At 59.6% G+C, this 22,246-nt stretch carries 16 protein-coding genes and 2 pseudogenes; 8 read left to right on the top strand and 10 right to left on the bottom strand.

From position 1 onward, the window contains the following. Positions 1-118: 118 nt before the first annotated feature. Positions 119-589 (top strand): annotated as a pseudogene (locus tag Tel_10825) (transposase). Between the two features lie 381 nt (positions 590-970). Here the strand turns inward: Tel_10825 and Tel_10820 are convergent. Continuing rightward, entirely contained in the window at positions 971-1,507 is a 537-nt protein-coding gene (locus tag Tel_10820) for a hypothetical protein (GenBank protein ALP53584.1), read from the bottom strand. Between the two features lie 169 nt (positions 1,508-1,676). Continuing rightward, the gene (locus Tel_10815; GenBank protein ALP53583.1) at positions 1,677-2,126 is read right to left on the bottom strand and encodes a hypothetical protein; all 450 of its coding nucleotides are present in this window, start codon (positions 2,124-2,126) and stop codon (positions 1,677-1,679) included. A gap of 679 nt (positions 2,127-2,805) precedes the next feature. On the opposite strand from Tel_10815, the gene Tel_10810 reads away from it, so the two are divergent. Continuing rightward, positions 2,806-3,591 (top strand): hypothetical protein, encoded by a 786-nt coding sequence (locus Tel_10810; protein ALP54838.1) that lies wholly within the window; start codon positions 2,806-2,808, stop codon positions 3,589-3,591. 194 nt (positions 3,592-3,785) lie between these two features. On the opposite strand, the pseudogene Tel_10805 reads toward Tel_10810, so the two are convergent. Continuing rightward, positions 3,786-4,239 (bottom strand): annotated as a pseudogene (locus tag Tel_10805) (hypothetical protein). Between the two features lie 1,177 nt (positions 4,240-5,416). Between Tel_10805 and Tel_10800 the strand changes: the two are divergent. Continuing rightward, entirely contained in the window at positions 5,417-6,097 is a 681-nt protein-coding gene (locus Tel_10800) for a hypothetical protein (protein ID ALP53582.1), read from the top strand. After that, positions 6,094-7,128, top strand: coding sequence for a hypothetical protein (locus Tel_10795; protein ALP53581.1), 1,035 nt, complete (start codon positions 6,094-6,096; stop codon positions 7,126-7,128). The genes Tel_10800 and Tel_10795 overlap by 4 nt, the downstream gene beginning before the upstream one ends. Before the next feature lie 312 nt (positions 7,129-7,440). Here the strand turns inward: Tel_10795 and Tel_10790 are convergent, their stop codons facing one another. Beyond that, positions 7,441-8,148 carry a Crp/Fnr family transcriptional regulator gene (locus tag Tel_10790; protein ID ALP54837.1) on the bottom strand — a complete coding sequence of 236 codons (708 nt, stop codon included), beginning with the start codon at positions 8,146-8,148 and terminating at the stop codon, positions 7,441-7,443. Between the two features lie 134 nt (positions 8,149-8,282). Continuing rightward, positions 8,283-8,747: a hypothetical protein gene (locus tag Tel_10785; GenBank protein ID ALP53580.1), complete on the bottom strand. Its 465-nt coding sequence runs from the start codon at positions 8,745-8,747 to the stop codon at positions 8,283-8,285. A 347-nt stretch (positions 8,748-9,094) separates the two neighbouring features. Here Tel_10785 and Tel_10780 point away from each other — a divergent pair, with 347 nt between their 5' ends. From Tel_10780 to Tel_10770, 3 genes are read left to right on the top strand one after another with little or no spacing between them, the layout of a single operon-like run. After that, positions 9,095-9,331: a hypothetical protein gene (locus tag Tel_10780; GenBank protein ALP53579.1), complete on the top strand. Its 237-nt coding sequence runs from the start codon at positions 9,095-9,097 to the stop codon at positions 9,329-9,331. Continuing rightward, complete coding sequence (locus Tel_10775; GenBank protein ALP53578.1) at positions 9,328-9,618, top strand: hypothetical protein; 291 nt, start codon at positions 9,328-9,330, stop codon at positions 9,616-9,618. Before Tel_10780 ends, Tel_10775 begins: the two co-directional genes overlap by 4 nt. Beyond that, on the top strand, positions 9,618-9,890 hold the full coding sequence (locus Tel_10770) for a hypothetical protein (protein ID ALP53577.1): 273 nt from the start codon (positions 9,618-9,620) through the stop codon (positions 9,888-9,890). The genes Tel_10775 and Tel_10770 overlap by 1 nt, the downstream gene beginning before the upstream one ends. Before the next feature lie 7 nt (positions 9,891-9,897). On the opposite strand, the gene Tel_10765 is transcribed toward Tel_10770, so the two are convergent. The 5 genes from Tel_10765 to Tel_10745 all read right to left on the bottom strand — a co-directional run bounded on the left by Tel_10765 (position 9,898) and on the right by Tel_10745 (position 13,073). Next, positions 9,898-10,326 (bottom strand): hypothetical protein, encoded by a 429-nt coding sequence (locus tag Tel_10765; protein ALP53576.1) that lies wholly within the window; start codon positions 10,324-10,326, stop codon positions 9,898-9,900. Next, complete coding sequence (locus Tel_10760) at positions 10,323-11,501, bottom strand: hypothetical protein (GenBank protein ID ALP53575.1); 1,179 nt, start codon at positions 11,499-11,501, stop codon at positions 10,323-10,325. The genes Tel_10765 and Tel_10760 overlap by 4 nt, the downstream gene beginning before the upstream one ends. A 14-nt stretch (positions 11,502-11,515) precedes the next feature. Beyond that, the gene (locus Tel_10755; protein ID ALP53574.1) at positions 11,516-11,728 is read right to left on the bottom strand and encodes a hypothetical protein; all 213 of its coding nucleotides are present in this window, start codon (positions 11,726-11,728) and stop codon (positions 11,516-11,518) included. 357 nt (positions 11,729-12,085) lie between these two features. After that, the gene (locus tag Tel_10750) at positions 12,086-12,265 is read right to left on the bottom strand and encodes a general stress protein CsbD (protein ID ALP53573.1); all 180 of its coding nucleotides are present in this window, start codon (positions 12,263-12,265) and stop codon (positions 12,086-12,088) included. Between the two features lie 271 nt (positions 12,266-12,536). Continuing rightward, on the bottom strand, positions 12,537-13,073 hold the full coding sequence (locus Tel_10745; protein ALP53572.1) for a hypothetical protein: 537 nt from the start codon (positions 13,071-13,073) through the stop codon (positions 12,537-12,539). Between the two features lie 594 nt (positions 13,074-13,667). On the opposite strand from Tel_10745, the gene Tel_10740 reads away from it, so the two are divergent. Beyond that, complete coding sequence (locus Tel_10740) at positions 13,668-22,208, top strand: cyclic beta 1-2 glucan synthetase (GenBank protein ALP53571.1); 8,541 nt, start codon at positions 13,668-13,670, stop codon at positions 22,206-22,208. Positions 22,209-22,246: the final 38 nt, after the last annotated feature.

Here is a 22,246-nt window from a genome sequence, read left to right as displayed (position 1 = left end):
GGTGCAATGGAAAAACGCTGGAATCCGTTTCTAGGCGGATAGGATAACCTGTACAGGTATTGCCTGTCAGGTGGTGTGGACTTCCCCGAGTATTGTGGACATCTCCGGCCTCGTAGCCTGGGTGACGGATATCACTTACCTCAGGACCTGGCAGGGTTGGCTGTATCTGGCTGTCGTGGTCGATCTGTATTCGCGCAAGGTGGTGGGCTGGTCGGTAAAGCCGATGCTAGCCCGTGAGCTGGTGCTGGATGCATTGATCATGGCAGTGTGGCGTCGTCGCCCCCAAAGTCGAGTGATGATACACTCCGACCAGGGCTCACAGTATGGCAGTGATGACTGGTTGCGCTTTCTGAAAGCCAATAACCTGGAACCCAGCATGAGGCGACGCGGCAACTGCTGGGACAATGCCGTGGCAGAATCTTTCTTCAGCAGCCTAAAGAAGGAACATGAAAAGAAACGGATCTATAAAACCCGTGATCTTGCCAGGGCCGACGTCTTCGATTACATCGAGATGTTCTACAACCGTATACGACGTCATAGTCATCTTGGTGGGTTCAGTCCCGAGGCATTCGAACATGCCTCAAAATGAGGTTGCGAGGTGTCTATGGTACCGGGGGTAGTCCACAAGACGGCGCATACGGGAGCAGTCACCTTGACCTATTGGTTTGGCTCGGCGCTGAATCTAAATATTCACTTCCACATACGTACATTGACCGCCCCGATGGGATGGCACGGCCCGGTACCGTTGGGTCAAAGCGCCGAGTTATCAGTAAATCACACAATTGGCGCACAGCATCGTCCACCGTGCCGGCCGTTTTTCTCGAACGGCAAGGGTTACGAGCGGGACGCCGAGAATGCTTACTTATCTGGCTGAGAATGCGGTAAATGAAGACCCGATGACTCAACTGCTCGGGCATTACATCACCTACCGCAGCGCCGTCGGCTGCAGACAACGCGAACGTGCCGACATTCAGAAGTTAAAACCTATGCCTACCGTGTTTTGCCAGGCGCCGTCGTCAAAGGTGTCATCGATGTCGTCCGAGTCATCAAAGAACCACTGATAGTCCAGGCGGGCCAGGATGTAGGTCTTGGCGAGGACATAATACTTCAATCCCAGCTCCACCCCGGCAAAGCCGCTGTTGTTGACGCCATCACCATAGATCATGCCAAGACTGCCGCCGACGAAGGGTCGCCATTGCGACGAGCCGAATTGATAATTCAGGTAGCCGCGTGTCGAGCCATTCCAGAAATCATCGTTCAGCGACGCCCCTTCGATGCTGGCGTAATTGATGCTTTGACGCACCCCCGCGACCATGTTGTCACGGAAATACCAGCCCATGTCGCCGGTGATGCCGAAGCTTCCGTTGTCGAAATCCGATTCGCTACTGCCGGTCCCGGCAACGGACAACTCTCGATCCCCTTCGACGGGACCATATCCAAGCTGCGCCATCGACAGACCGGGTATAACGGTGGTTAAGAAACATATTACTGCTGCCGTGTTCTTCATGAGTGACTCCTTCTAAATGAGTGGTTGATAAACATTTCGACCTGAAGCCATTTCGTTCATGGTTGTTCGCTCTCAGGTCGAACCCTGAGACTAAGTTAGCCCCAGTGCCGGGCCGTTTCATTAAAAAATATCAATTGAAAACGGCCACTAATAAGTGGGTAACTGGAATTCAATCTGCGCGTTTAAATTCCGGCGCAGACATCAGACTGTCACGGGTCACGTTAACCTGAATCTTGCTCTTATCAGATTTTTCAGATCTGGTTACATTACCCCAGCCAATGGCGACGTCCTTCTCGCCCATGCCCAGGAACCCGCCGACACCGACGACAATAGCCACGACCTGACCGCGCTCGTCAATAATCAGGTCACTCACCGAGCCGACATCCTCATTACCAGAGGTTCTAACATCGGCACCGATCAGGTTGCTCGCCTGTATGCCATTAGCCGGAGTAGAGCGTAGATAGCCTTGGTTCTGTATGCGAGACTGGTCCTGCTGTGCGCTCTGCATTTTACGGTCATTATTCTGGCCAGTGGGTTGTTGAGCCAGCAAAGAACCTGCACCTAATGTCATGACGGGGGTGACCAATGCATATAAGGCAAATGAATGTAGTTTTTTCATATGAATCTCCTTTGAATCGGGTGTGTTAGTCGGACGGAATGTCCTGTTTAACGCTTCATCACAGCTTTTCCTTGCCAGCATCATTACCGGGAAGGGGATTGAATCGCCACGAGACATGGAATTCAGGATGAGGGTTTAAATTACGCCGAAGCAGTTGGTCTGTCTGTTCGCTGGCGTACTAAGGCGGGCGCAGAAAGATTGAAGAGGTAACGAAAACCTTTAATTCTGTAACCCACAAGACGATGGTCGTCCGCCACCACGAACAAAGTGAGCAAGCTGTCTACGCACTCCGCAACCATAGCGGTGTCTTTTGCTACGCATTCCCGGAAATCCATGGGGTTGTAGTGTGAGGCTGGCGCCTGGATCGTTCTCTACCTACGGCCAGTGCCCGGGGGTTTCAAAAATCTTAGCTTCACCCTTAGGTTATGCGGGCATTTTTCGATTCGCTGTGGAATCAGGAGCTTGTGCTAGGCGCCGCGGTTAAGCCACGGATTCAGGTCTGAGTATAAACTAAAGTTTTGTCGGTGCGGTGCCGCACCTATTAGTTCGATGTTCGTTATCCTGTGCCGGAGTCCCCATGCGCCTTCAAAGCGCATCGATTCCCGTGCTTTCAGGTATCTTTAGTTAGGAGACTGCGGTGCGATCAGTTCCGTGTGCAACCCTTCCCATACTAGCGTTAATAACGGCCGGACTGCTGCCCTTGGCGTTTCCGCTGCCTGCCTATGCCGGCGAAGCCGGGTACCGGCTGCTCGAGCTGGACGGCTACAAGGTGAAGTGGGGAGAGCGGCGGTTGGGGGCGGGGGCCAGTGTCAGCTATGCCTTTGCCGGGAAGACGCTACGGTTCGATGATGCGCGCAACTGTCGTGATCTGGCGCCGATCGATGCGCTTTTTGGGGGAAACCTCTCCAGGGAGACGCTGGCGCGCGAGACCGCGGCGGCGTTTCGGGTTTGGGAACGCGCTGCCGGTCTGTCATTTCACGAGGTCGACGATGCGAGGGAGGCGGATATCATCCTCGGTGCCCAGGGGCAGCCGCGCGGGCGGGCATTCGCCAACGTATCCTACGCGCCCGATCCGGAGGAGGGTGTGCGCGCCATCGAACAGGCGCTGGTGTGCTTGAATCCCGACCACGAGTGGAAGGTTGGGTTTGATGGCGATGAGGATGTATACGACATCCGCTATACGCTGATTCACGAGATCGGTCACGCCATCGGCCTGGACCATCCCGGGCCATCCGGGCAGGTGATGGCGTTTCGCTATACCGAGGCCTTCGACGATCTGCAGCCCGGCGATCTGCGTGGCGTCCAGCTGCTCTACGGGCGTGCCGCCGATGACGGCGGACCGGCCAATGGCGTCGTTACCCAACTGGCCCAGAAGGTGAGCGACGAGGCGTATCACGCCAACAATCTGATCGATCATTCCGTGATCATCACGATCGAGGACAAGGAGATCGGATCCATCAGATAACCCGTCATTAATCGTCGGCGACCTACTTGGCATGGATGAGAAGAAGGTCGGCCTGTGCTGGGACAGTGTGGAGCTGGCACGGGATGCCGATGAGGGCACCTGGTTACGGGTTTGTGTCGGCCGAATATGAAAACGGCAACGACTTTCGTCGCTGCCGCCTATTATTTCACTATTAATAAGTGGATAACTGGAATTCAATCTGCGCGTTTAAATTCCGGCGCAGACATCAGACTGTCACGGGTCACGTTAACCTGAATCTTGCTCTTATCAGATTTTTCAGATCGGGTTACATTACCCCAGCCAATGGCTACGTCCTTCTCGCCCATGCCCAGGAACCCGCCGACACCGACGACAATAGCCACGACCTGACCGCGCTCGTCAATAATCAGGTCACTCACCGAGCCGACATCCTCATTACCAGAGGTTCTAACATCGGCACCGATCAGGTTGCTCGCCTGTATGCCATTAATTAGCCGGAGTAGAGCGTAGATAGCCCTGGTTCTGTATGCGAGACTGGTCCTGCTGTGCGCTCTGCATTTTACGGTCATTATTCTGGCCAGTGGGTTGTTGAGCCAGCAAAGAACCTGCACCTAATGTCATGACGGGGGTGACCAATGCATATAAGGCAAATGAATGTAGTTTTTTCATATGAATCTCCTTTGAATCGGGTGTGTTAGTCGGACGGAATGTCCTGTTTAACGCTCCATCACAGCTTTTCCTTGCCAGCATCATTACCGGGAAGGGGATTGAATCGCCACGAGACATGGAATTCAGGATGAGGGTTTAAATTACGCCGAAGCAGTTGGTCTGTCTGTTCGCTGGCGTACTAAGGCGGGCGCAGAAAGATTGAAGAGGTAACGGATGGGCGGTAAGGTAAGAGTGGATATCAAAGTATCCGACGGTAAACATCACGGCTCCAAAATGGAGATCCCGCCCCTTTGCTGGGGAGACTGGCGTAGTTTGACAGAAACGGGAATCTCATAATAACTCGCAACCGTGAGCCGCCATGCACCACGCAAAGGAGAAACCGCGGTTCCCGTGGTTCCTGGGGCGGACCAGGCCAGTCCATCGATTGGCGACGGAAAGCAAGCGCTGGAATACCTTATTTATCGGCTTGTTCTGTTTTTAGATTCAGTGGGTTGACTTGGGCCGACCCCGGTGACCGGTTGACCCGGTAGGATTATAGCCAAATGAAGGGGGGTGACGAATGGGAATGATTGTGTATTGTCGTCGAACTTTTTTCAGCAGAGCGGTACTGGCGGACTGCTGAGAGCCATCGCTTACGACGACCAGGTACCGGGTTCTATGTGCGGCATCGTACAGACGAGGGTCCCCGCCAGAGTAACATGGCCTGTAAGGAAATCACGATGACTTCCGGGATCAATTCGGAAGCGTTTCCTGACACTGCGCAGCTGCGCCTTACCTGGGAGATATGAAATGTCATTAGGAACCATTCTGCTGATCGTTCTGATTCTGCTGCTCATCGGCGTGATTCCAGCCTGGCCCCATAGCCGTGGATGGGGTTATGCGCCCAGCGGTGTCCTGGGCCTGGTGCTGGTAATTCTCCTCATTCTGTTGCTGCTGGGCAAGATATAGCGCGTTCGAAACCGGGCGCACGCAAGATTCAGGTCAATTCACAAAAGCTAAAATAAAGGAGATCGTTATGACTGGTGTACTGGTGGTAGTTGTTTTAGTCCTTCTGGTTGTCTTTCTGGCAAAGCGCGTATAGAAAGAATCTCTGGATTCCCCGTCCCAGACGTCAGGAGTTGGACGGGGCCGGCGGGAGTACGCCGCCTCGGCACGTTTCTGCGAAGTAACCTCTTCCATGCATCTCGAAGTTCATCATCTTTCCAAACTTTATAAAGAAAACAGAGGTCTCCTTGCCACCGGATTTAGCGTCGACAAGGGAGAGCTGATTGCGGTGGTGGGGCACAACGGCGCCGGGAAGTCGACCCTGCTAAAACTGCTGGGCGGTTGGCTGGTTCCAGACGGTGGGGAAGTCCGGGTCGACGGAATCAGTCTCAATAACAGGCGGGCCCTTGTCAGGAAGATCGGATTCGTTCCCGAAACACCGAATCTGTTCGATTTCTTTTCGGTCGAATACAACCTCGGCCTTTTTGCCCGTCTTTTTCAGATTCCCGTCTCGCGAATCGAAGGGACGTTGCGGGAATTCAATCTTCTCCCGTTTCGTAGAAACAGGGTTCAGGTGTTGTCGAAAGGATTGAAGCAGCGGGTCAGCATCGGGCGCTCGCTGCTCGCTGATCCACCCCTACTTCTCTTTGACGAGCCGACTTCGGGTCTAGATTTTGAAATGACGAAAGAGATTTACCTTCTGTTGAAAAACATCCATGCGTCAGGGAAGACGATACTTTTCACCTCTCATCGACCCGAGGACATCAAAACCCTCGCGACACGGATCATGGTCCTCCATCAAGGAAGCCTCGTCTTCGACGGTCTCCCAGGTGAATATTTCGAGTCACGCATTCATCAGAATCTCTACTCATGATCAGAAACGTCGCGATACTGACTTTTAATGATTTGGCGATTGCATTCAAGAACAAGACCCTCTACCTGGTCCTCTTTGTGCCTCTCTTTGTTTTCGTGGCGTTGGAACTGGTCGACACGGAGCAACCGCATGTTCAGAAGATCAATATCGGCTTACTTGAAAATGGGAACTATCCTCCCGCATTGATTCAAAGTCTCCAGGCGGCCGATCATGCCTTTGCGGTTTCCCGGCTTCTGAACGAAGAGCAAGGGAACCGCTGGTTGATGGATCGGAGCGGTGACGGGCTTCTGCTTCCGTGGAGTAAGGAGACGCAAGGCAGTGCGCTGATCGTTCTGGACAAGGCCTCTTTTCAGACCCTGGCGATCGTCGAAACCGTTTCCGGGCTGCAACGGGCGCTGGAGGGGAAGGGAAACAATTGGATCTCGGAGATCCGCTCCCTTCACGAGAGCGGGATTCAGAGACAGATGCTGCCGACCTGGATATTGATGCTGGTCCTGCTGGTCGGTTTCATCGTCCTGCCGACGCAGGTGGCCGAAGAAAAAGAGAAGCAGCTGCTCCTCGGCTTGTTGCAGACGCCGATTCATGAGGCCGAGTGGTTGCTCGCCAAGGTATGTCTGGGGATGATCCTGATAGCCACCGCGTCGCTCTTGCTTCATCTGCTGATGACGTTTGAATTGGCGCCCGGCGGCGGTTTGAGCTATGTCGTCTTTCTGATGGCGGGCGGATTCTGTTTCAGTTCGTTCGGTATCTTCGTCGGTTTTTTGTGCCGAACCCAGGCCAGTGCGCGAACCCTGGGCGTGGTTTTCTATCTGCCGCACCTTCTTCCTTCCGCGCTCGCCGATTTCTCGGAGAAACTTAACAGTGTGGCGCCCTTGCTTCCCTCCTACCAGTTTTACCGGCCGATCAAGTCGATTCTGCTGGAAGGGGGTGGTCTCGCGGATTTTCCGTTGCAGTTGATCGCCCTTTTCGGAGTTGGGCTTTTGACCTCTTTCCTGTCTTATCAGTTAATGAAGAAACGGTGGCTGATGTAATCGGCAGTAGTCCCGGCGCATAGACTCTACTTGCCGCCCTAGGGGCCATGGAACAACAGACGAATCATGGTGTGCCTCCGTACAATTTGTAACCTCGAGTTTCAAATGATCGACTTCACGCCATTGATACGCAGCTTTGCCCCGCAACGGTACGCAACAGTGGGTGGTCCGTAAAACTTCCGCGCTTTCGCCAAGTGTTCCGGTGGAGGAGTGCATGGGTTGCGTGGGGCATCTGCATTGTATCTAACGAGTCATATACTCTAGGGCACCTCTATATTGATGAAGGGGACAAGTTCTCCAGCCGCGGTAACGCTAAGCCATTATCCGTGTATAGGCCGCCTTGTCGGCCGCGTAACACGCGCAGGCCGCGGCTTCGAGGCCGACACGATCGAGAACGGTGATTCTCCCTCGGCTGTAGCTGATCAGCTTGCGCTTTTGTAACGAAGTGGCGGCCATGGTGACGCCGACGCGGCGCACGCCCAGCATATAGGCCAGGAATTCATGCGTGACGTAAAACTCATCGGAGTGCGCGCGGTCATGCGTCATCAGCAGCCAGCGGGCAAGCCGCTTCTCTACCACATGGAGGCGGGCGCAGGCAGCCGTTTGTGCCATTTGATTCATCGTTACATAGAGATATCGTTTCACTTCCCGTTGCAGCGTAGTGCTGGTTGTGAGTTCGCGGCGAAACCGGGCGGTGTCCATGCGCAGCGCCGGGCCGGCGCCCTGCACCACGGCGTGCAGCGGAGAGATGTCCACCCCAAGTATAAGGGTGGTGCCGAGCATGCCTTCATCGCCTACCATGCTTACCTCAAGACTGGCGCAGGCATCTGTCGGCGTCGTCAGGGAAATGGAACTTTCCGTGGGGAAGTAGACGTGGGCGATGAGTGTGCCGGGTTTGGCAAGCACTTCCGCAAACACGAGTTCGACGGGCGCGCAGCCGGCCAAAAACCGCTGGCGGTCCTTACGTGGTAGGGCGGCGATCAGGCGATTGGCAGAAGGTGATGACTCGGTGGACGGCACATGCAATCTCCCGGCGTGCTCTGGCAATTCTTGGCAGCTTGGAGTAAAGCGCTGCGTGTGTCTGCGCGGTAGCGTACATAAGCCGAGGCGCCGCGTGCCCGTATCTGGGCAAGGTGGTGATCGAAAGGCGTGGCTCATTCTTCCGTTTGCTGCTCACCATCTTCGATCTTCTCATCTACCTTATCCTCTTCCGCCCGGTTTGTATCAGATTCTTCCTGATCGGCCTCTGCTCCAGGCTCAAGGCTCAGTTCGATGAAGATGGGAAAATGATCTGATCCCCAGGCGGGTCCTTTCTCCATGCGCACGAGCTTGAAATGATCGGAGTGGAAGACGTGATCGAGCGGCCAGCGCAGGATCGGGTTCCTGGCGTTGTAGGTGTTGTACATCCCCCGCCCGACGCGTGAGTCGAGCAGGCCACTGGTTTTTTGAAACAGGTTCGTGGTATAGGACCATGCTACATCGTTGAAGTCCCCTGCAATAATTGGCGGGTCACTATGCGCCGTTACAAGCCAATTTTCGTTCGTGATGCCCCGGTGCGTACTACCTGAACCGAAGCACCAGAACCGCTTTGCGGAGCATTTCAGCGGCTGGTGGGGCACGCCAATTGGGAAGAGGCAGCGGATCAGCCTGCGTCGTCGGCGGCATCTTCGATGGCATCGTCCGTGTCTTCGGCTGTGTCGTCAATTTCCTCACCAGCCTCATCGAGAGGAGCTTGCTGATCGCAGGCAGGCAGCGTGATCATCAGGGCGTTCACTAGCAGGGCGGCTGCAATGGTTTCGCTGAGTTTCATGGTTCTTTCGCTACGTTTTGATTGCTGTAATACACAGGATCTGCACCGACGTCTGTAAAGGCGCAGACGGTTCATGAAGTGTCCGCATTGATGGGAGTCATAGTGATTCTTCTCTGATTCACAGCGTTGGATTGAATCATGACGGCATGTCGCAAAATGATCTTCGCGCAGGCGTATATAGCACTCAAGCGGGACTGCCCTCGGTTGACTGGTCACCTGGCGCTGCAGGAGCGAATGAGTGCGTTGGTCAATGATAGTGGTGGATTCGCGCCTATGTTCGTTGTCGCGCAGACAGGCGGTTGTATTTGCGAGAGACTTCTCGGTACTGAATCTGTGGACGCCGAACAGCTTCCACCCATGTCCCACCACAGCAACGGGGAACAAATCCCATGAGTAAACCAGCCAGTAACGACCACGCCACCACAGACCGTATTTCAGAGCGCGCCCACGAGTCAGTGGACCGGGTCGCCGAGATAGCGGGCAAGGGCGAGGAACGGATCCGCCATGGGGCCGCGGATGCGGAGGCCCGTGTCAGGGATGCGGGACAGAAAGCCAAAAAGCGCTCCAATGAAGCCCTGCAGTCCATTAGCGGCCTCGTGCGGGACAAACCCCTGATCTCCCTGGGCCTCGCCTTTGCTGCGGGGACCTTGCTGACCGCCTTATTAAGACGCCGGTCATAGTGTCTCGTTGCAACCAGTTAAGGCAGGAGGCCGCGCAGGCGCGCGGCCGAATTGATTGTCGTGCCTGTCTTATTCGCCAGCGTGTCGACAGCCTGATGCACCAGGCACGGGCGCTGGCCCGAAGCCCTGCCGCGCTGCCCGTTGCCTTTGTCTGTGGCATACTGGCCGAACGCCTGCATGTGCCAGGCATCAAATGTGCCTACGGATTCCTGGCCGGCAAGGTGAAAGCCATGCAGATCGTCTCCAGCCTCATCGACTCGCCAGCCCGCTGAACCTTGCTCACTTATCCTCTGTTCGTTGCCCTGCAGCCTCAACGAGAGACCGGGCATGGACGAGCAAGCTGTTCACGCTCGCGCGGCTTTCACGAAACGTGAGGCCCCGTGTAATGTACCGCAGCCGCCAGAAGGCCAGGGCCGCAAGCACCAGGTGCGCCAGCGCCACCGTCAGCAGGGCGCCCGTCAGGCTGAAGGGCTGCAGGCTGGCCAGAGCCATCACCAGCGCCGCGCCGATAAACAGCCAGCTACCCACCAGTAGCAGCGCTATCACCACGGTGAGTCCGATCATGGCCAGGGCCGTGTGCCCGAACAGCCGCGCCTCCACCAACACAAGGCGTATCATGTCAGCCGACATGGCCTTCAGGAGGCGCGTGATATCCCGGATGTTGTCGCTCCCGCCGGCTTCGCCCTGGAAGGGATCCTCTTCCTTCATGAGTCGGCATCCCGGTTGCTCAGCGAGCATTTCAGACTGGCCTTGATCTCGCTCCAGATAGCGACAAAGAACGCTGTCAGGGGAACCGCGAGTATCATGCCGATAATGCCGCCCAGGGCCGTGCCCCAGAAGAACAGTGAAATAACCACGAGTGCGGGGTGTAGGCCCGAGCGGTTGGCCATGATTTTCGGTGTTAGCAGCCAGCTTTCTATCACTTGCACCGCCGCAAACACCAGTCCGTTCAAGAGCAGTAACTCAATGCCGCCATCCGGCTGCAGATAGGCCATGGGCAGGACCACCAGCAGGCCGATCAGGGTGCCCAGGAAGGGGACGATATTCAGCAGTCCCAGCACCAGACCGACCAGCACGCCGAACTTCAAGCCGATCAGCGTAAAGCTCAGGGCATACAGGGTCCCCATGCACACGGCGATGATCAGCTGGCCCTGAAAGAAGGCGGTGACATATCCCACGAACACATCCATGAAATACAGCACTTTCTGCTGGGTGCGCTTGTGGAAGACGGATAGCAGTTCGGATGCCTGCCCGCGGAGCAAGTCCCCCGAGAGCAGGGCGAAGAACAGGAACAGGGGCACGAAGCTGATACCCGCCAACAGCCCCAGGGAGGACATGATGGCTCTGCCCGGGTCTTCCAGGACTGGTTGGGACTCCGCCCCACCGCTGCTCTCCATGCGGGTGGAAATCATGGAGCTGAGTCCCGGGAAGTGAGAGGAGAAACGTGCCTGCCAGCTTGCCAGTATGTCGGGCAATACGGTCATCAACTGGACGGCCTGGCTGACCAGGATGGGGACAAGCAGGAAAATCAGGCCGCCGATACCCACAACAAAGACCACCAGCAGAAGAATGATGGCCAGCAAGTGCGGCAAGTGAAGTCGTCGTTCGATAAACTCCGCCACAGGATGAAGCACCAGCGCCAGAACACCGGCGAGGGCGAGCGACAGGAGCAGGTTGTAGAACGCGTTCAGTATCCAGGCAAATGTCCACACGATGAACCCGGTCAGTGCGATCAGCATAACCAGGGACAACAGAACCGCCGTGTAGCGAAACAGGCGAAGCTCAGCCGGGTTGAACAGTCGTTTATCCGAACGTGACGCCGCCGGGTTTTTACCGGTATCCTTCGCCCCGCCAACCAGGGATTCCTGCGTGTCGTGGGGCATTGCGAATCCCTGCGTTAATTGCTCCCGGATTTACCGAACAGCAGCAGTCCAACACCGGCCACCGCAGAAGCCGCGCCGAGGATCATGAACCAGGTGGTGGAGTCAGTGAAGCGGCCGGTAACGGCCTCCGTCACCTGATCGCCCAGGCTTTGGGATGACTGATAGGCAAAGAATAACAGGATCAAACCGACAACAAGCAACACAATAGCCAAAATTCTCTTATTCATAATTTTAATCTCTTTACGAGTGGAGGAGGGATCATTAGCCCGTTATTCAAGGATGGTTTTCTGGAGGTACAGCTGGCATTTGCCGCCGCTATGCGTCTTGGCCTGGCCCGTACATGGCCTCGTCGGCACGGCCGATCAGGGTCGCGGCACCAGCCGCGTGCCCCAGGGTGTCATCGATTTGCTTGAAATCGTCGAGATCGTCGAACATCCACGCTCAGCCTCCAGGGTGATCCGACCGAGTTTTTCATCCTGCATGTTACAGACTTCGTCGCCAGTAATGGAGGAGGCACTCAGCAACGTGGCTCCGGCCTGCATATTATCGGCGCCGTCGTATCTGCTGTTCGGTTGTTGTAGGGTTCATTCGGTTGCCCTCTTGATGTCGCTCTTGAGGTCTCCGTACTTGGCTTCAGCCTTGCCAGCATGCTTCTCGGCTTTACCCTCGTACTCCGTGCTTTCGTCGCCGGTCACCTTGCCGACAACCTCCTTGATCTTCCCCTTCGCCTCGTTCGCATGACCTTTGACCTGATTCTTGTTCATGTGTTGATCTCCAGATGATTATTCCGTTTGGGTTCTGCCTCTTGCCATGAACTCATGTAGATGCAGGGTGAGGTCCCCAAGATAGTTGAAGCTTGAAGTCCGGTCTGTGCGTTGCCGAACTTATGCGGAGTCATTTTTTAGACAAGTCCCCGGCCACTAGTGTCCGACACATTTTCACAACAAAGTCAGTTGGTTATAGGTACACGCAATTGGCGCACAGCACCACCTACCGCAGCACCGTCGGCTGCAGACAACGCGAACGTGCCGACATTCAGAAGTTAAAACCTATGCCTACCGTGTTTTGCCAGGCGCCGTCGTCAAAGGTGTCATCGAGGTCTTCCGCGTCATCAAAGAACCACTGATAGTCGAGACGCGCCAGGATGTAGGTCTTGGCGAGGACATAATACTTCACTCCCAGCTCCACCCCGGCAAAGCCGCTGTTATTGACGCCATCACCATAGATCAGGCCGAGACTGCCGCCGACGAAGGGTCGCCATTGCGACGAGCCGAATTGATAGTTCAGGTAGCCACGTGTCGCGCCATTCCAGAAATCATCATTCAGCGATGCGCCTTCTATGCTGGCGTAATTGATGCTTTGGCGCACCCCGGCCACCATATTGTCACGGAAATACCAGCCCATGTCGCCGGTGATGCCGAAGCTTCCGTTGTCGAAATCCGATTCGCTACTGCCGGTCCCGGCAACGGACAACTCTCGATCCCCTTCGACGGGACCATATCCAAGCTGCGCCATCGACAGACCGGGTATAACGGTGGTTAAGAAACATATTACTGCTGCCGTGTTCTTCATGAGTGACTCCTTCTAAATGAGTGGTTGATAAACATTTCGACCTGAAGCCATTGCGTTCATGGTTATTCGCTCGCAGGTCGACCCCTGAGCCTAAGTTAGCCCCAGTGTCGGGCAGTTTCAGTGAAAAATATCAATTGAAAACGGCCACAGTGTGTCAATGGCGAAATAAACTTATAGCGTTAAGGGCACTGGCGGGTGCCGACACCAGGGCGGCCAGACGGCGGAGGCGGAAAGGTCTACCAAGACGCGTCCGCTGTGCCGCAACGCCGTAGCGTCATTACCACGTTGGCAGACAGGTATCGCATGATCTGCGCCAAGGTGTAGTGCCCTGGTCTGGCCGCCGGAGATGATGTGGCACTTTCTTTTCAGCTTGACGGCGTCATTGCCTGCTAAAACAGCTTACAATCAATGGTGACCGAATCAATCGATAAAGGCTGAGGGTGCGCAAGCACGTGGGCTGTAGCTTCGCTAGATCGCCGTCATAGGTCAGCGTTGAGCGTCCAGTGTTCAAGCAAGGAGCATGTCATAAGCATAAAATCGCTCAGATTTTCGGCGCGCACACGGAATACACTGCGCCACGACCAAGATCCCGGGTTGCTGCGCGCGGAGCTGTTCAGTATCGAGCAACTGAAGCGGCACGCAGTCACGCTGGCCGGCCAGCACAGGATCGATCCGCATCCGGGGCCGGACCGGTTGCTGCCACGGTTGGCCGACAATGCGCGGGTTCTGCTGGCGGCGTATGACGTCGTCACCGCCGTTGCCAGCCAGAGGCAACGGATTGTGCCGGCCGAGGCCTGGTTGCTCGACAATTTCTACCTGATCGAGCAGCAGATCAGCCTGGCGCGCCGGCACTTGCCGCGCGGATACAGCCGCCAGTTGCCGCGTCTGGCGGATGGCCCGTCGGCCGGTTTTCCCCGCATTTACGACCTGGCGCTGGAGCTGATCTCCCGCATGGACGGTCGCGTCGACAGCGATAACGCCACCCAGTTCGTCGCCGCCTACCAGACCGTCGAGCCGTTGAAGCTGGGTGAGCTGTGGGCCTTCCCCATCATGCTGCAGCTGGCGCTGCTGGAGAATCTGCGCCGCGTCGGTGTGCGCATCGCCCGCCGGCGCGAGGAGCGCGACGCGGCCATTACCTGGGCCGACCGCATGCTCGCCGCAGCCGCAAGCGAACCCAAACAGCTGATCCAGTTGCTGGCCGAGTTCGCCAATGCCGACGTGCCGCTGACCGCGCCGTTTGTGGAGGAGTTTTACGCCAGGCTCCAGTCTCAAGGTCCCGCGATGGCGTTCGTGCAAACCTGGGTCGAACATAAACTGTTCGAACAGGGGGTGACCGCAGCGCAGTTATCGGAGGCGGCCGGCCGAACCGCCGCGGCCAATCAGATCTCGATCGCCAACAGTATCGGCAGTCTGCGTTTCATCGGCACCATGGACTGGAAGCATTTCGTCGAGTCGCTCAGTGTCGTCGAACAGATCTTACGCGCGGACCCGATGGCGATGTACACCGGCCAGGATTTCGCCACCCGCGACCGCTACCGGCATGTCATCGAGGACGTGGCGCGACGCAGCACGGGCAGCGAAATGGCGGTGGCGCGCGCGGCCATTGCGTTGGCGCAGGCGGCCGCTGAGCGATTGGGGGTCCACGACCGCAGCGCGCATGTCGGGTATTATCTGATCGACCGCGGACGGCCGAGCCTGGAGCACGCGGTCGGTTGCCGCGTGCCGTGGAGATTGCGCGCCGGTCGGGCGCTCCGGCAGCTTCGCCTGACCCTTTATCTCGGCGCCATCCTGTCGCTCACGCTGCTCACGACGGCGGGTGTGCTTTGGGCCTTCGATGGCGTCGCGCCGCATGACTGGCGCGACTGGTTTTTTGCGCTGTTCTTGACGATCGCCGGCCTGATCGGCACCTCGGCGCTGGCGCTGGCGCTGGCGCTGGTGAACCTGGCGGTCACCTTGTGCGTGCCGCCGCGTGCATTGCCACGATTGGATTTCTCACAGGGCATACCCGCCGCTCACCGCAGTATGGTGATCGTGCCCACCTTGCTGAGCAGTCGGCGGGAGATCGATGATCTGCTCGAGGCCCTGGAGATACGTTATCTCGGCAATCGCGATCCCAATCTGTTGTTTGCCCTGTTGACCGATTTTCGGGATGCGCCGGAGCAGACACTGCCCGATGACGCCGCGTTGCTCGCCTACGCGCGCGCCGCGGTGCAGGCGCTCAATGAGACCTACCGCGAGGACCGTGCGTGCATCTTCTATCTGTTTCACCGGCCGCGGGTGTGGAATCCGGTCGAGCGGGTGTGGATGGGCTATGAGCGCAAACGCGGCAAACTGGAGCAGTTCAACGCCCGGCTCCGGGGCGGCGCGCAAACGGCCTTTTCGGATATCGTCGGCGATACGTCCATCCTCGCTTCGATCCAGTATGTCATCACCCTGGACACCGACACGCAGCTGCCGCGCGACGCGGCACGCACCCTGATCGGCAACCTCGCCCATCCGCTCAACCGGCCGGTCTATGATGCCGCCAAGGGCCGCGTCGTCGAAGGCTACGCGATCCTGCAGCCGCGCGCCTCGATCAGCCTGACCAGTGCCGGCCAGTCGCGCTTTACCAAGCTGTTCGCGGGTGACGCGGGGCTCGACCCCTACACACGCGAGGTGTCGGACGTCTACCAGGACGTGTTCGGGGAAGGCTCGTTCATCGGCAAGGGCATCTATGACGTGGATGCGTTTCGCCAGGCCGTCGACGGTCGCTTTCCGGAGAACCTGATCCTCAGCCACGACCTGCTGGAAAGCGGCTATGCGCGTTCGGCCCTGGTGACCGATGTCGACCTCATCGAAGCGCATCCCGCCAGTTATGCTATGGAGGCCAGCCGGCGCCACCGCTGGATACGCGGCGACTGGCAGCTGGCCGGCTGGTTGCTGCCGCGCGTGCCGGGGCCGCCCAGTGCGGATGGATCGACGGGAAAGCGACAGGTCAACCCGCTCTCGGCCTTGTCGCGGTGGAAGCTGTTCGACAACCTGCGCCGCAGCCTGGTGGCGCCGGCGCTGCTGGCCCTGCTGGTCGGGGGCTGGCTGTTTGCTCCGGGCTCGGCGTGGTTGGCGAGCCTGCTGGTGGTGGCGGTGGTGTGCCTGCCCTCCCTGCTGGCCACGGCAATCGAACTGATTCGCAAGCCGGAGGAGCGCGACTGGCTGGTGCACTTGAGCCTGACCGGCAAATCCGCGGTCCGCCCGATCATGCTCGCCCTGCTGACCCTGGCCTTTTTGCCCTACGATGCCCTGATTAGCCTGGGGGCGATCCTGCACTCGGGGGTGCGCATGCTGTTCACCCGACACGGCTTGCTCCTGTGGCAACTGCCCTCTTACGCACGCCGCAATGCATGCCAGTCGCTGGCCGACTTTTTTCGCGAGATGTGGATCGCGCCGCTGCTGGGGGTGGCGCTGGGGGTGGCGCTGGCCATGACAGGAAGTGCGTGGCTCGTCGCTGCGCCCATCCTGCTGCTGTGGCTGCTGTCGCCCGCCGTCGGCTGGTGGATCAGCCGGCCCCTGGGGACACCGGAAGCGGCCTTGAGCCTCGATCAGCGGGTGTTCCTGCGGGCATCGGCGCGCCGCACCTGGCGCTACTTCGCGGATTTCGTCGGTCCGGAGGACAACTGGCTGCCGCCCGACAACTTCCAGGAGTATCCGGCACCCGCCATCGCCTCGCGCACCTCGCCCACCAACATCGGCATGTCGCTGCTGGCCGACCTGGCAGCCGTCGATTTCGGTTATCTCACGGTCGGGGAATGTCTGCAGCGCGTCGGCAACACCCTGGCCTCGATGGAGAAGCTGGAACGCTACCGCGGTCATTTATACAACTGGTACGACACCCGCACGCTGCAGCCGCTGCAGCCGCAATACGTCTCGTCGGTGGACAGCGGCAATCTGGCCGGCAGCCTGCTCACCCTGCAGGCGGGCCTGGCCGAGCTGAAGCATCAGCCGGTATTGTCAGCCAACACTTTCCAGGGTCTGCAGGACACCCTGGAGATACTGGCCGAGCAGTTGCCCGCCGCACCCGCCCCCGAACTGGCGAAAAAGATCGGCCTACTGCAGGACACACTGCGCGCCCTCACACTGGAGGGCCCGCCACAGACGCTGGCTGCCGCCGCCGGCGCGCTGAGCGAGATACACCAAATCGGCGGCGAGCTGCTGGCATGGCTGCCGGCGGATACCGGTAGCGACGAACTGTGCTACTGGGCGCAGGCATTCGATCGACAGTCCCGCGCCCTGGGGGACGAGCTCGCATCGCTGGTTCCAGCGGCGTGGCAGGGCAGTGCCCTCCCGACCCGGGGGGAACTCGCCGGCGCGGGGGCGGCGGGCGCTGTGACGCAGCTCGGCCTCATCGATGAGCTGATCAACCGATGCCGCGTCCTGGCGGCGATGGATTTCGAGTTTCTCTACGATACCGCGTCCGGCCTCTTGACCATCGGTTACGATGTCGGCGAACGGCGCCGCGATCCGTCCTGCTACGACCTGCTGGCATCGGAAGCGCGTCTGGCCAGTTTCCTGCTCATCGCGCAGGGACAGCTGCCGCAGAAGCACTGGTTCGCGCTCGGCCGCCTGCTCACCAGCCATGGCGGCGACGTCAGCCTGATTTCGTGGAGCGGCTCGATGTTCGAGTACTTGATGCCGCAGCTGATTCTGCCGAGTTACCCGAATACCCTGCTGGAGCAGACCTGCAAGGCCGCGGTGGCGCGCCAGATCGAATACGGCCGGCAACGCGCGGTGCCCTGGGGGATTTCCGAGTCCTGCTACAACGCCACCGACATCAACCAGGTATATCAATACCGGGCGTTCGGTGTGCCCGGGCTCGGCTTCAAGCGCGGGCTGGGCGACGACCTGGTGATCGCGCCCTACGCCAGCGCGCTGGCGCTGACGGTGATGCCGCGGGAAGCGTGCCGCAACCTGCAGTCGCTGGCCGATCAGGGATTCCTCGGCGCCTACGGCTTCTACGAGGCGGTCGACTATACGCCCTCGCGGGTGCAGCGCGGCAAGCCGCACGCCATCGTGCGCGCGTTCATGGCGCACCACCAGGGCATGAGCCTGTTGGCCTTTGCGCATGTCCTGCTCGATCAGCCGATGCAGCGCCGCTTCATGTCCGACCCGCTGGCGCGGGCAACCGAATTGCTGTTGCAGGAGCGGGTGCCGAAGAAGGGCGCCACCCTGCACCCGCACGCGGCCGAAGTCAGCGCCGCCGCCCGCCCCCCCAGCGCGGACGTCGGCGCGATCATGCGCGTGTTCACCGACCCGGACACGCCGATCCCCGAAGTTCACCTGCTGTCGAACGGCCGCTACCATGTCATGGCGACCCATGCCGGCGGCAGCGCCAGTCGCTGGCGCGACCTCGCCATCACCCGCTGGCGCGAGGACGTCACCTCCGATGACTGGGGCACCTTCATCTACCTGCGCGACCGCGCCAGCGGCAAATACTGGTCGACCGCACACCAGCCGACCCTGCGCCGCGCCGACCACTACGAGGCCATCTTCGTGCAGGCGCGCGCCGAATACCGGCGGCGCGACCAGGCGATCGAAGCGCACACCGAGATCAGCGTGTCCCCTGAAGACGATGTCGAGATCCGTCGCGTCAAGCTCACCAACCAGTCGTCACGTACCCGGCATATCGAAGTGACGAGTTACGCGGAGGTCGTGCTGGCGCCGTTGAGTGCCGATCTGGCGCATCGCTCGTTCAGTAATCTGTTCGTGCAGACCGAAATCCTGCCCGGCCTCCAGGCGATCCTTTGCACCCGGCGTCCCCGCACGCCGGGCGAGCAGGTGCCCTGGATGTTCCACCTGCTGGCGGCACCGGGCGCGGTGGCCGACGTACCGTCCTACGAGACCGACCGCGCCCGCTTCATCGGGCGCGGTCGCACGGCGGCCAACCCGCTGGTGCTGGATGACCGCGACAGCCCGTCCGCGCTGTCGAACACCGAAGGATCGGTGCTCGATCCCATCGTGGCGATCCGCCGCACCCTTAAACTGTCGCCCGACGAGTCGGCGACCGTGCAGATCATCTCCGGTGTTGCGGATACGCGCGCGGGCGCATTGGCCTTGCTCGAGAAATACCGCGACCGGCACTTCGTCGAGCGCGCCTTTGAAATGGCCTGGTTCCAAAGCCAGGAGGTGCTACGTCACCTCAACGCGACCGAGGCCGATGCCCAGGTATTTGGCCGTCTGGCCAGTTCCGTGATTTATGGCAATGCCCTGCACCGCGCCGCGCCCGCCATCATTGCCCGCAATCAGTTGGGACAGTCCGGGTTGTGGCGCTTCGGCATCTCGGGCGATCTGCCGATCGTCCTGCTGCACATCGGCGACCTCAACCGCATCAACCGGGTCAAGCAGGTGCTGCAGGCGCACGCCTATTGGCGCATGAAGGGCCTGGTCGCCGACCTGGTGATCCTGAACGAGGATTTCTCGGGCTACCGGGCGATGCTGCAGGACTTGATCATGGGGCTGATCAACGCCGGGCCCGAAGCGCAGCTGCTCGACAAACCGGGCGGGGTCTTCGTGCATCGTGCCGAAGAGCTCTCCGAGGACGAGCGGGTGCTGCTGCAAACGGTCGCCCGCATCGTCTTCAGCGATACCGCCGCGACCTTGATCGAGCAGGTGGAACGCCACGTCTCGGCGGAGCGTGCCTCGGATCGTCTGGAGACCGTGCAGCAGGCGGCTGCCGCGCCAGTGTATCCGCTGGCGCCGCGCGAGCGCATTTTCAGCAACGGCCTGGGCGGCTTCACCCCCGACGGGCACGAATACGTCGTCACCCTCGAACCCGGTCAGACCACGCCGGCGCCTTGGGCCAATGTCATCGCCAGCCCGCACATCGGCACGGTCGTGAGCGAGAGTGGCAGCGCCTATACCTGGGTGGAGAACGCGCACGAGTTCCGGCTCACCCCCTGGCACAACGACCCGCTCTGCGACAGCAGCGGTGAGGCGCTCTATATCCGCGACGAGGAGACCGGCGCGTTCTGGTCGCCGACGCCCTTACCCGCGCGCGGCCACTCCGGCTATGTGTGCCGGCACGGCTTCGGCTACAGCGTGTTCGAGCACTTTGAATCCGACATCGCCTCGGAGCTGTTTACCTACGTCGCCATGGACGCGCCGGTGAAGTTCGTGGTGGTCAAGTTGCGCAACCAATCGCAGCGCACGCGCAGCCTGTCGCTGACCGGGTATTGGGAACTGGTGCTCGGCGAGTGGCGCCACGCCAATCTGATGCACATCGTCACCGAAACGGATCCGCACAGCGGGTCGCTGCTTGCCCGCAATGCCTACGGCCGCGAATGCGCCAACCGAGTGGTGTTTGCCTATGTCAGTGAACGCGCGCGGTCGATGAGCGGAAACCGCACCGAGTTCATCGGTCGCAACGGCTCGCTCGCCAACCCGGCGGCGATGCGCCGCAAGCGCCTGTCGGGCAGGACCGGGGCCGGCCTCGATCCCTGCGCCGCGATCCAGAGCCGGATCGAACTGGCCGCCGGGCAGGAACAAGAGATCGTGTTCGTCTTCGGCGCAGCCGACAACACCGACCAGGCACGGCATTTCATCCAACAATACGGCGGACCGGCGGGCGCGCGCCAGGCATTGGAGGCGGTGTGGGAACACTGGAACCGCACGCTTGGCGCGGTGAATGTGGACACCCCGGACCCGGCGCTGAACGTGCTGGCCAACGGCTGGCTGGTCTATCAAACCCTGTCCTCCCGGTTATGGGGACGCAGCGGCTATTACCAGTCCGGCGGCGCCTACGGCTTCCGCGATCAATTACAGGACACCATGGCGCTGATCCATGCGACGCCATGGCTCGCCCGCGAGCAGCTGATCCGGCACGCCGGGCGACAGTTCCTCAAAGGCGACGTGCAACACTGGTGGCACCCGCCCAATGGCCAGGGCGTGCGCACCCATTTCTCCGACGACTATCTGTGGTTGGCGTATGCCACCTGCCGGTATGTGCGGGCGACCGGCGATACCGGCGTGCTCGATGAGTCGGTTCATTTCCTGGAAGGGCGCGAGTTGTATCCGGAAGAGGAGGCCTACTACGACCAGCCGCAACGCTCGCCCGAGGCGGCCAGCCTGTATGAGCACTGCGTGCGTGCCCTCAAGCACGGCCTGCGTTTTGGCGCCCATCAATTGCCGCTGATGGGCTGCGGCGACTGGAACGACGGCATGAACCTGGTCGGTAAGGAGGGCAAGGGCGAAAGCGTGTGGCTGGCGTGGTTCCTGCTCGAGAATCTCGAGCTGTTTGCCGGCCTGGCGCGTAGCCGCGACGATCAGGAATTTGCCGAATTATGCAGCGCGCAGGCGGCGCTGCTGCGCAGCAACATCGAGGCCCAGGCCTGGGACGGCGCCTGGTATCGGCGCGCCTGGTTCGACGATGGCACCCCGCTGGGCTCGTCCAGTAACGACGAATGCCAGATCGATTCAATCAGCCAGAGCTGGGCGGTGATCTCGAAGGGCGGCGATCCCCGACGCGCACGTCAGGCGATGACGGCGGTCGACCAGCGCCTGGTGCGGCGCGACCAGCAGATCATCCAGTTGCTCGACCCGCCCTTCGACAAATCAGACCTGGAGCCCGGCTACATCAAGGGCTACATCCCCGGCGTGCGCGAGAACGGCGGCCAATATACCCATGCCGCGATCTGGACCACGATGGCATTCGCCATGCTGGGCGATAGGCAACGCGCCTGGGAGTTCTTCGCCATGCTCAATCCCATCCATCACGGCAGCACGCCCGAGGCCATCGAACGCTACAAGGTCGAGCCCTACGTCATGTGCGCCGACATCTATGGCGTGTCGCCACACACGGGCCGCGGCGGCTGGACCTGGTATACCGGGGCGGCGGGCTGGATGTACCGGCTGAGCGTGGAAACCCTGCTGGGGCTGCAACTGGAAGTGGACCATTTGCGCATTGCCCCCTGTGTCCCTGCCGATTGGGATGCCTACAAAATTCACTACCGCTTTCGCGACACCGTCTACCACATCACCGTCAGCCGCGTCGGCGAAGCATCGCAGCAGGTCAGTCGCGTGACCGTGGACGGCACTGAACGTCCCGACACCCGCATTCCGCTGGTCGACGACCGCCGGGAGCACTTCGTCGAGGTGGAGCTGGGCTAAGCGCATCTTATAGGCCAGGTGACCGCGGCTTGTCCTCT

Source organism: Candidatus Tenderia electrophaga (assembly GCA_001447805.1).
Classification (GTDB): Bacteria; Pseudomonadota; Gammaproteobacteria; order Tenderiales; family Tenderiaceae; genus Tenderia; species Tenderia electrophaga.
This window is presented reverse-complemented; position numbering and strand designations above follow the sequence as displayed.

Coding starts and splice junctions, on each gene's coding strand:
- Tel_10765 (ALP53576.1), bottom strand. CDS start 10,326: ATGAAGGAAGAGGATCCCTTCCAGGGCGAAGCCGGCGGGAGCGACAAC.
- Tel_10760 (ALP53575.1), bottom strand. CDS start 11,501: ATGCCCCACGACACGCAGGAATCCCTGGTTGGCGGGGCGAAGGATACC.
- Tel_10750 (ALP53573.1), bottom strand. CDS start 12,265: ATGAACAAGAATCAGGTCAAAGGTCATGCGAACGAGGCGAAGGGGAAG.
- Tel_10755 (ALP53574.1), bottom strand. CDS start 11,728: ATGAATAAGAGAATTTTGGCTATTGTGTTGCTTGTTGTCGGTTTGATC.
- Tel_10820 (ALP53584.1), bottom strand. CDS start 1,507: ATGAAGAACACGGCAGCAGTAATATGTTTCTTAACCACCGTTATACCC.
- Tel_10780 (ALP53579.1), top strand. CDS start 9,095: ATGATCTTCGCGCAGGCGTATATAGCACTCAAGCGGGACTGCCCTCGG.
- Tel_10800 (ALP53582.1), top strand. CDS start 5,417: ATGCATCTCGAAGTTCATCATCTTTCCAAACTTTATAAAGAAAACAGA.
- Tel_10795 (ALP53581.1), top strand. CDS start 6,094: ATGATCAGAAACGTCGCGATACTGACTTTTAATGATTTGGCGATTGCA.
- Tel_10745 (ALP53572.1), bottom strand. CDS start 13,073: ATGAAGAACACGGCAGCAGTAATATGTTTCTTAACCACCGTTATACCC.
- Tel_10775 (ALP53578.1), top strand. CDS start 9,328: ATGAGTAAACCAGCCAGTAACGACCACGCCACCACAGACCGTATTTCA.
- Tel_10815 (ALP53583.1), bottom strand. CDS start 2,126: ATGAAAAAACTACATTCATTTGCCTTATATGCATTGGTCACCCCCGTC.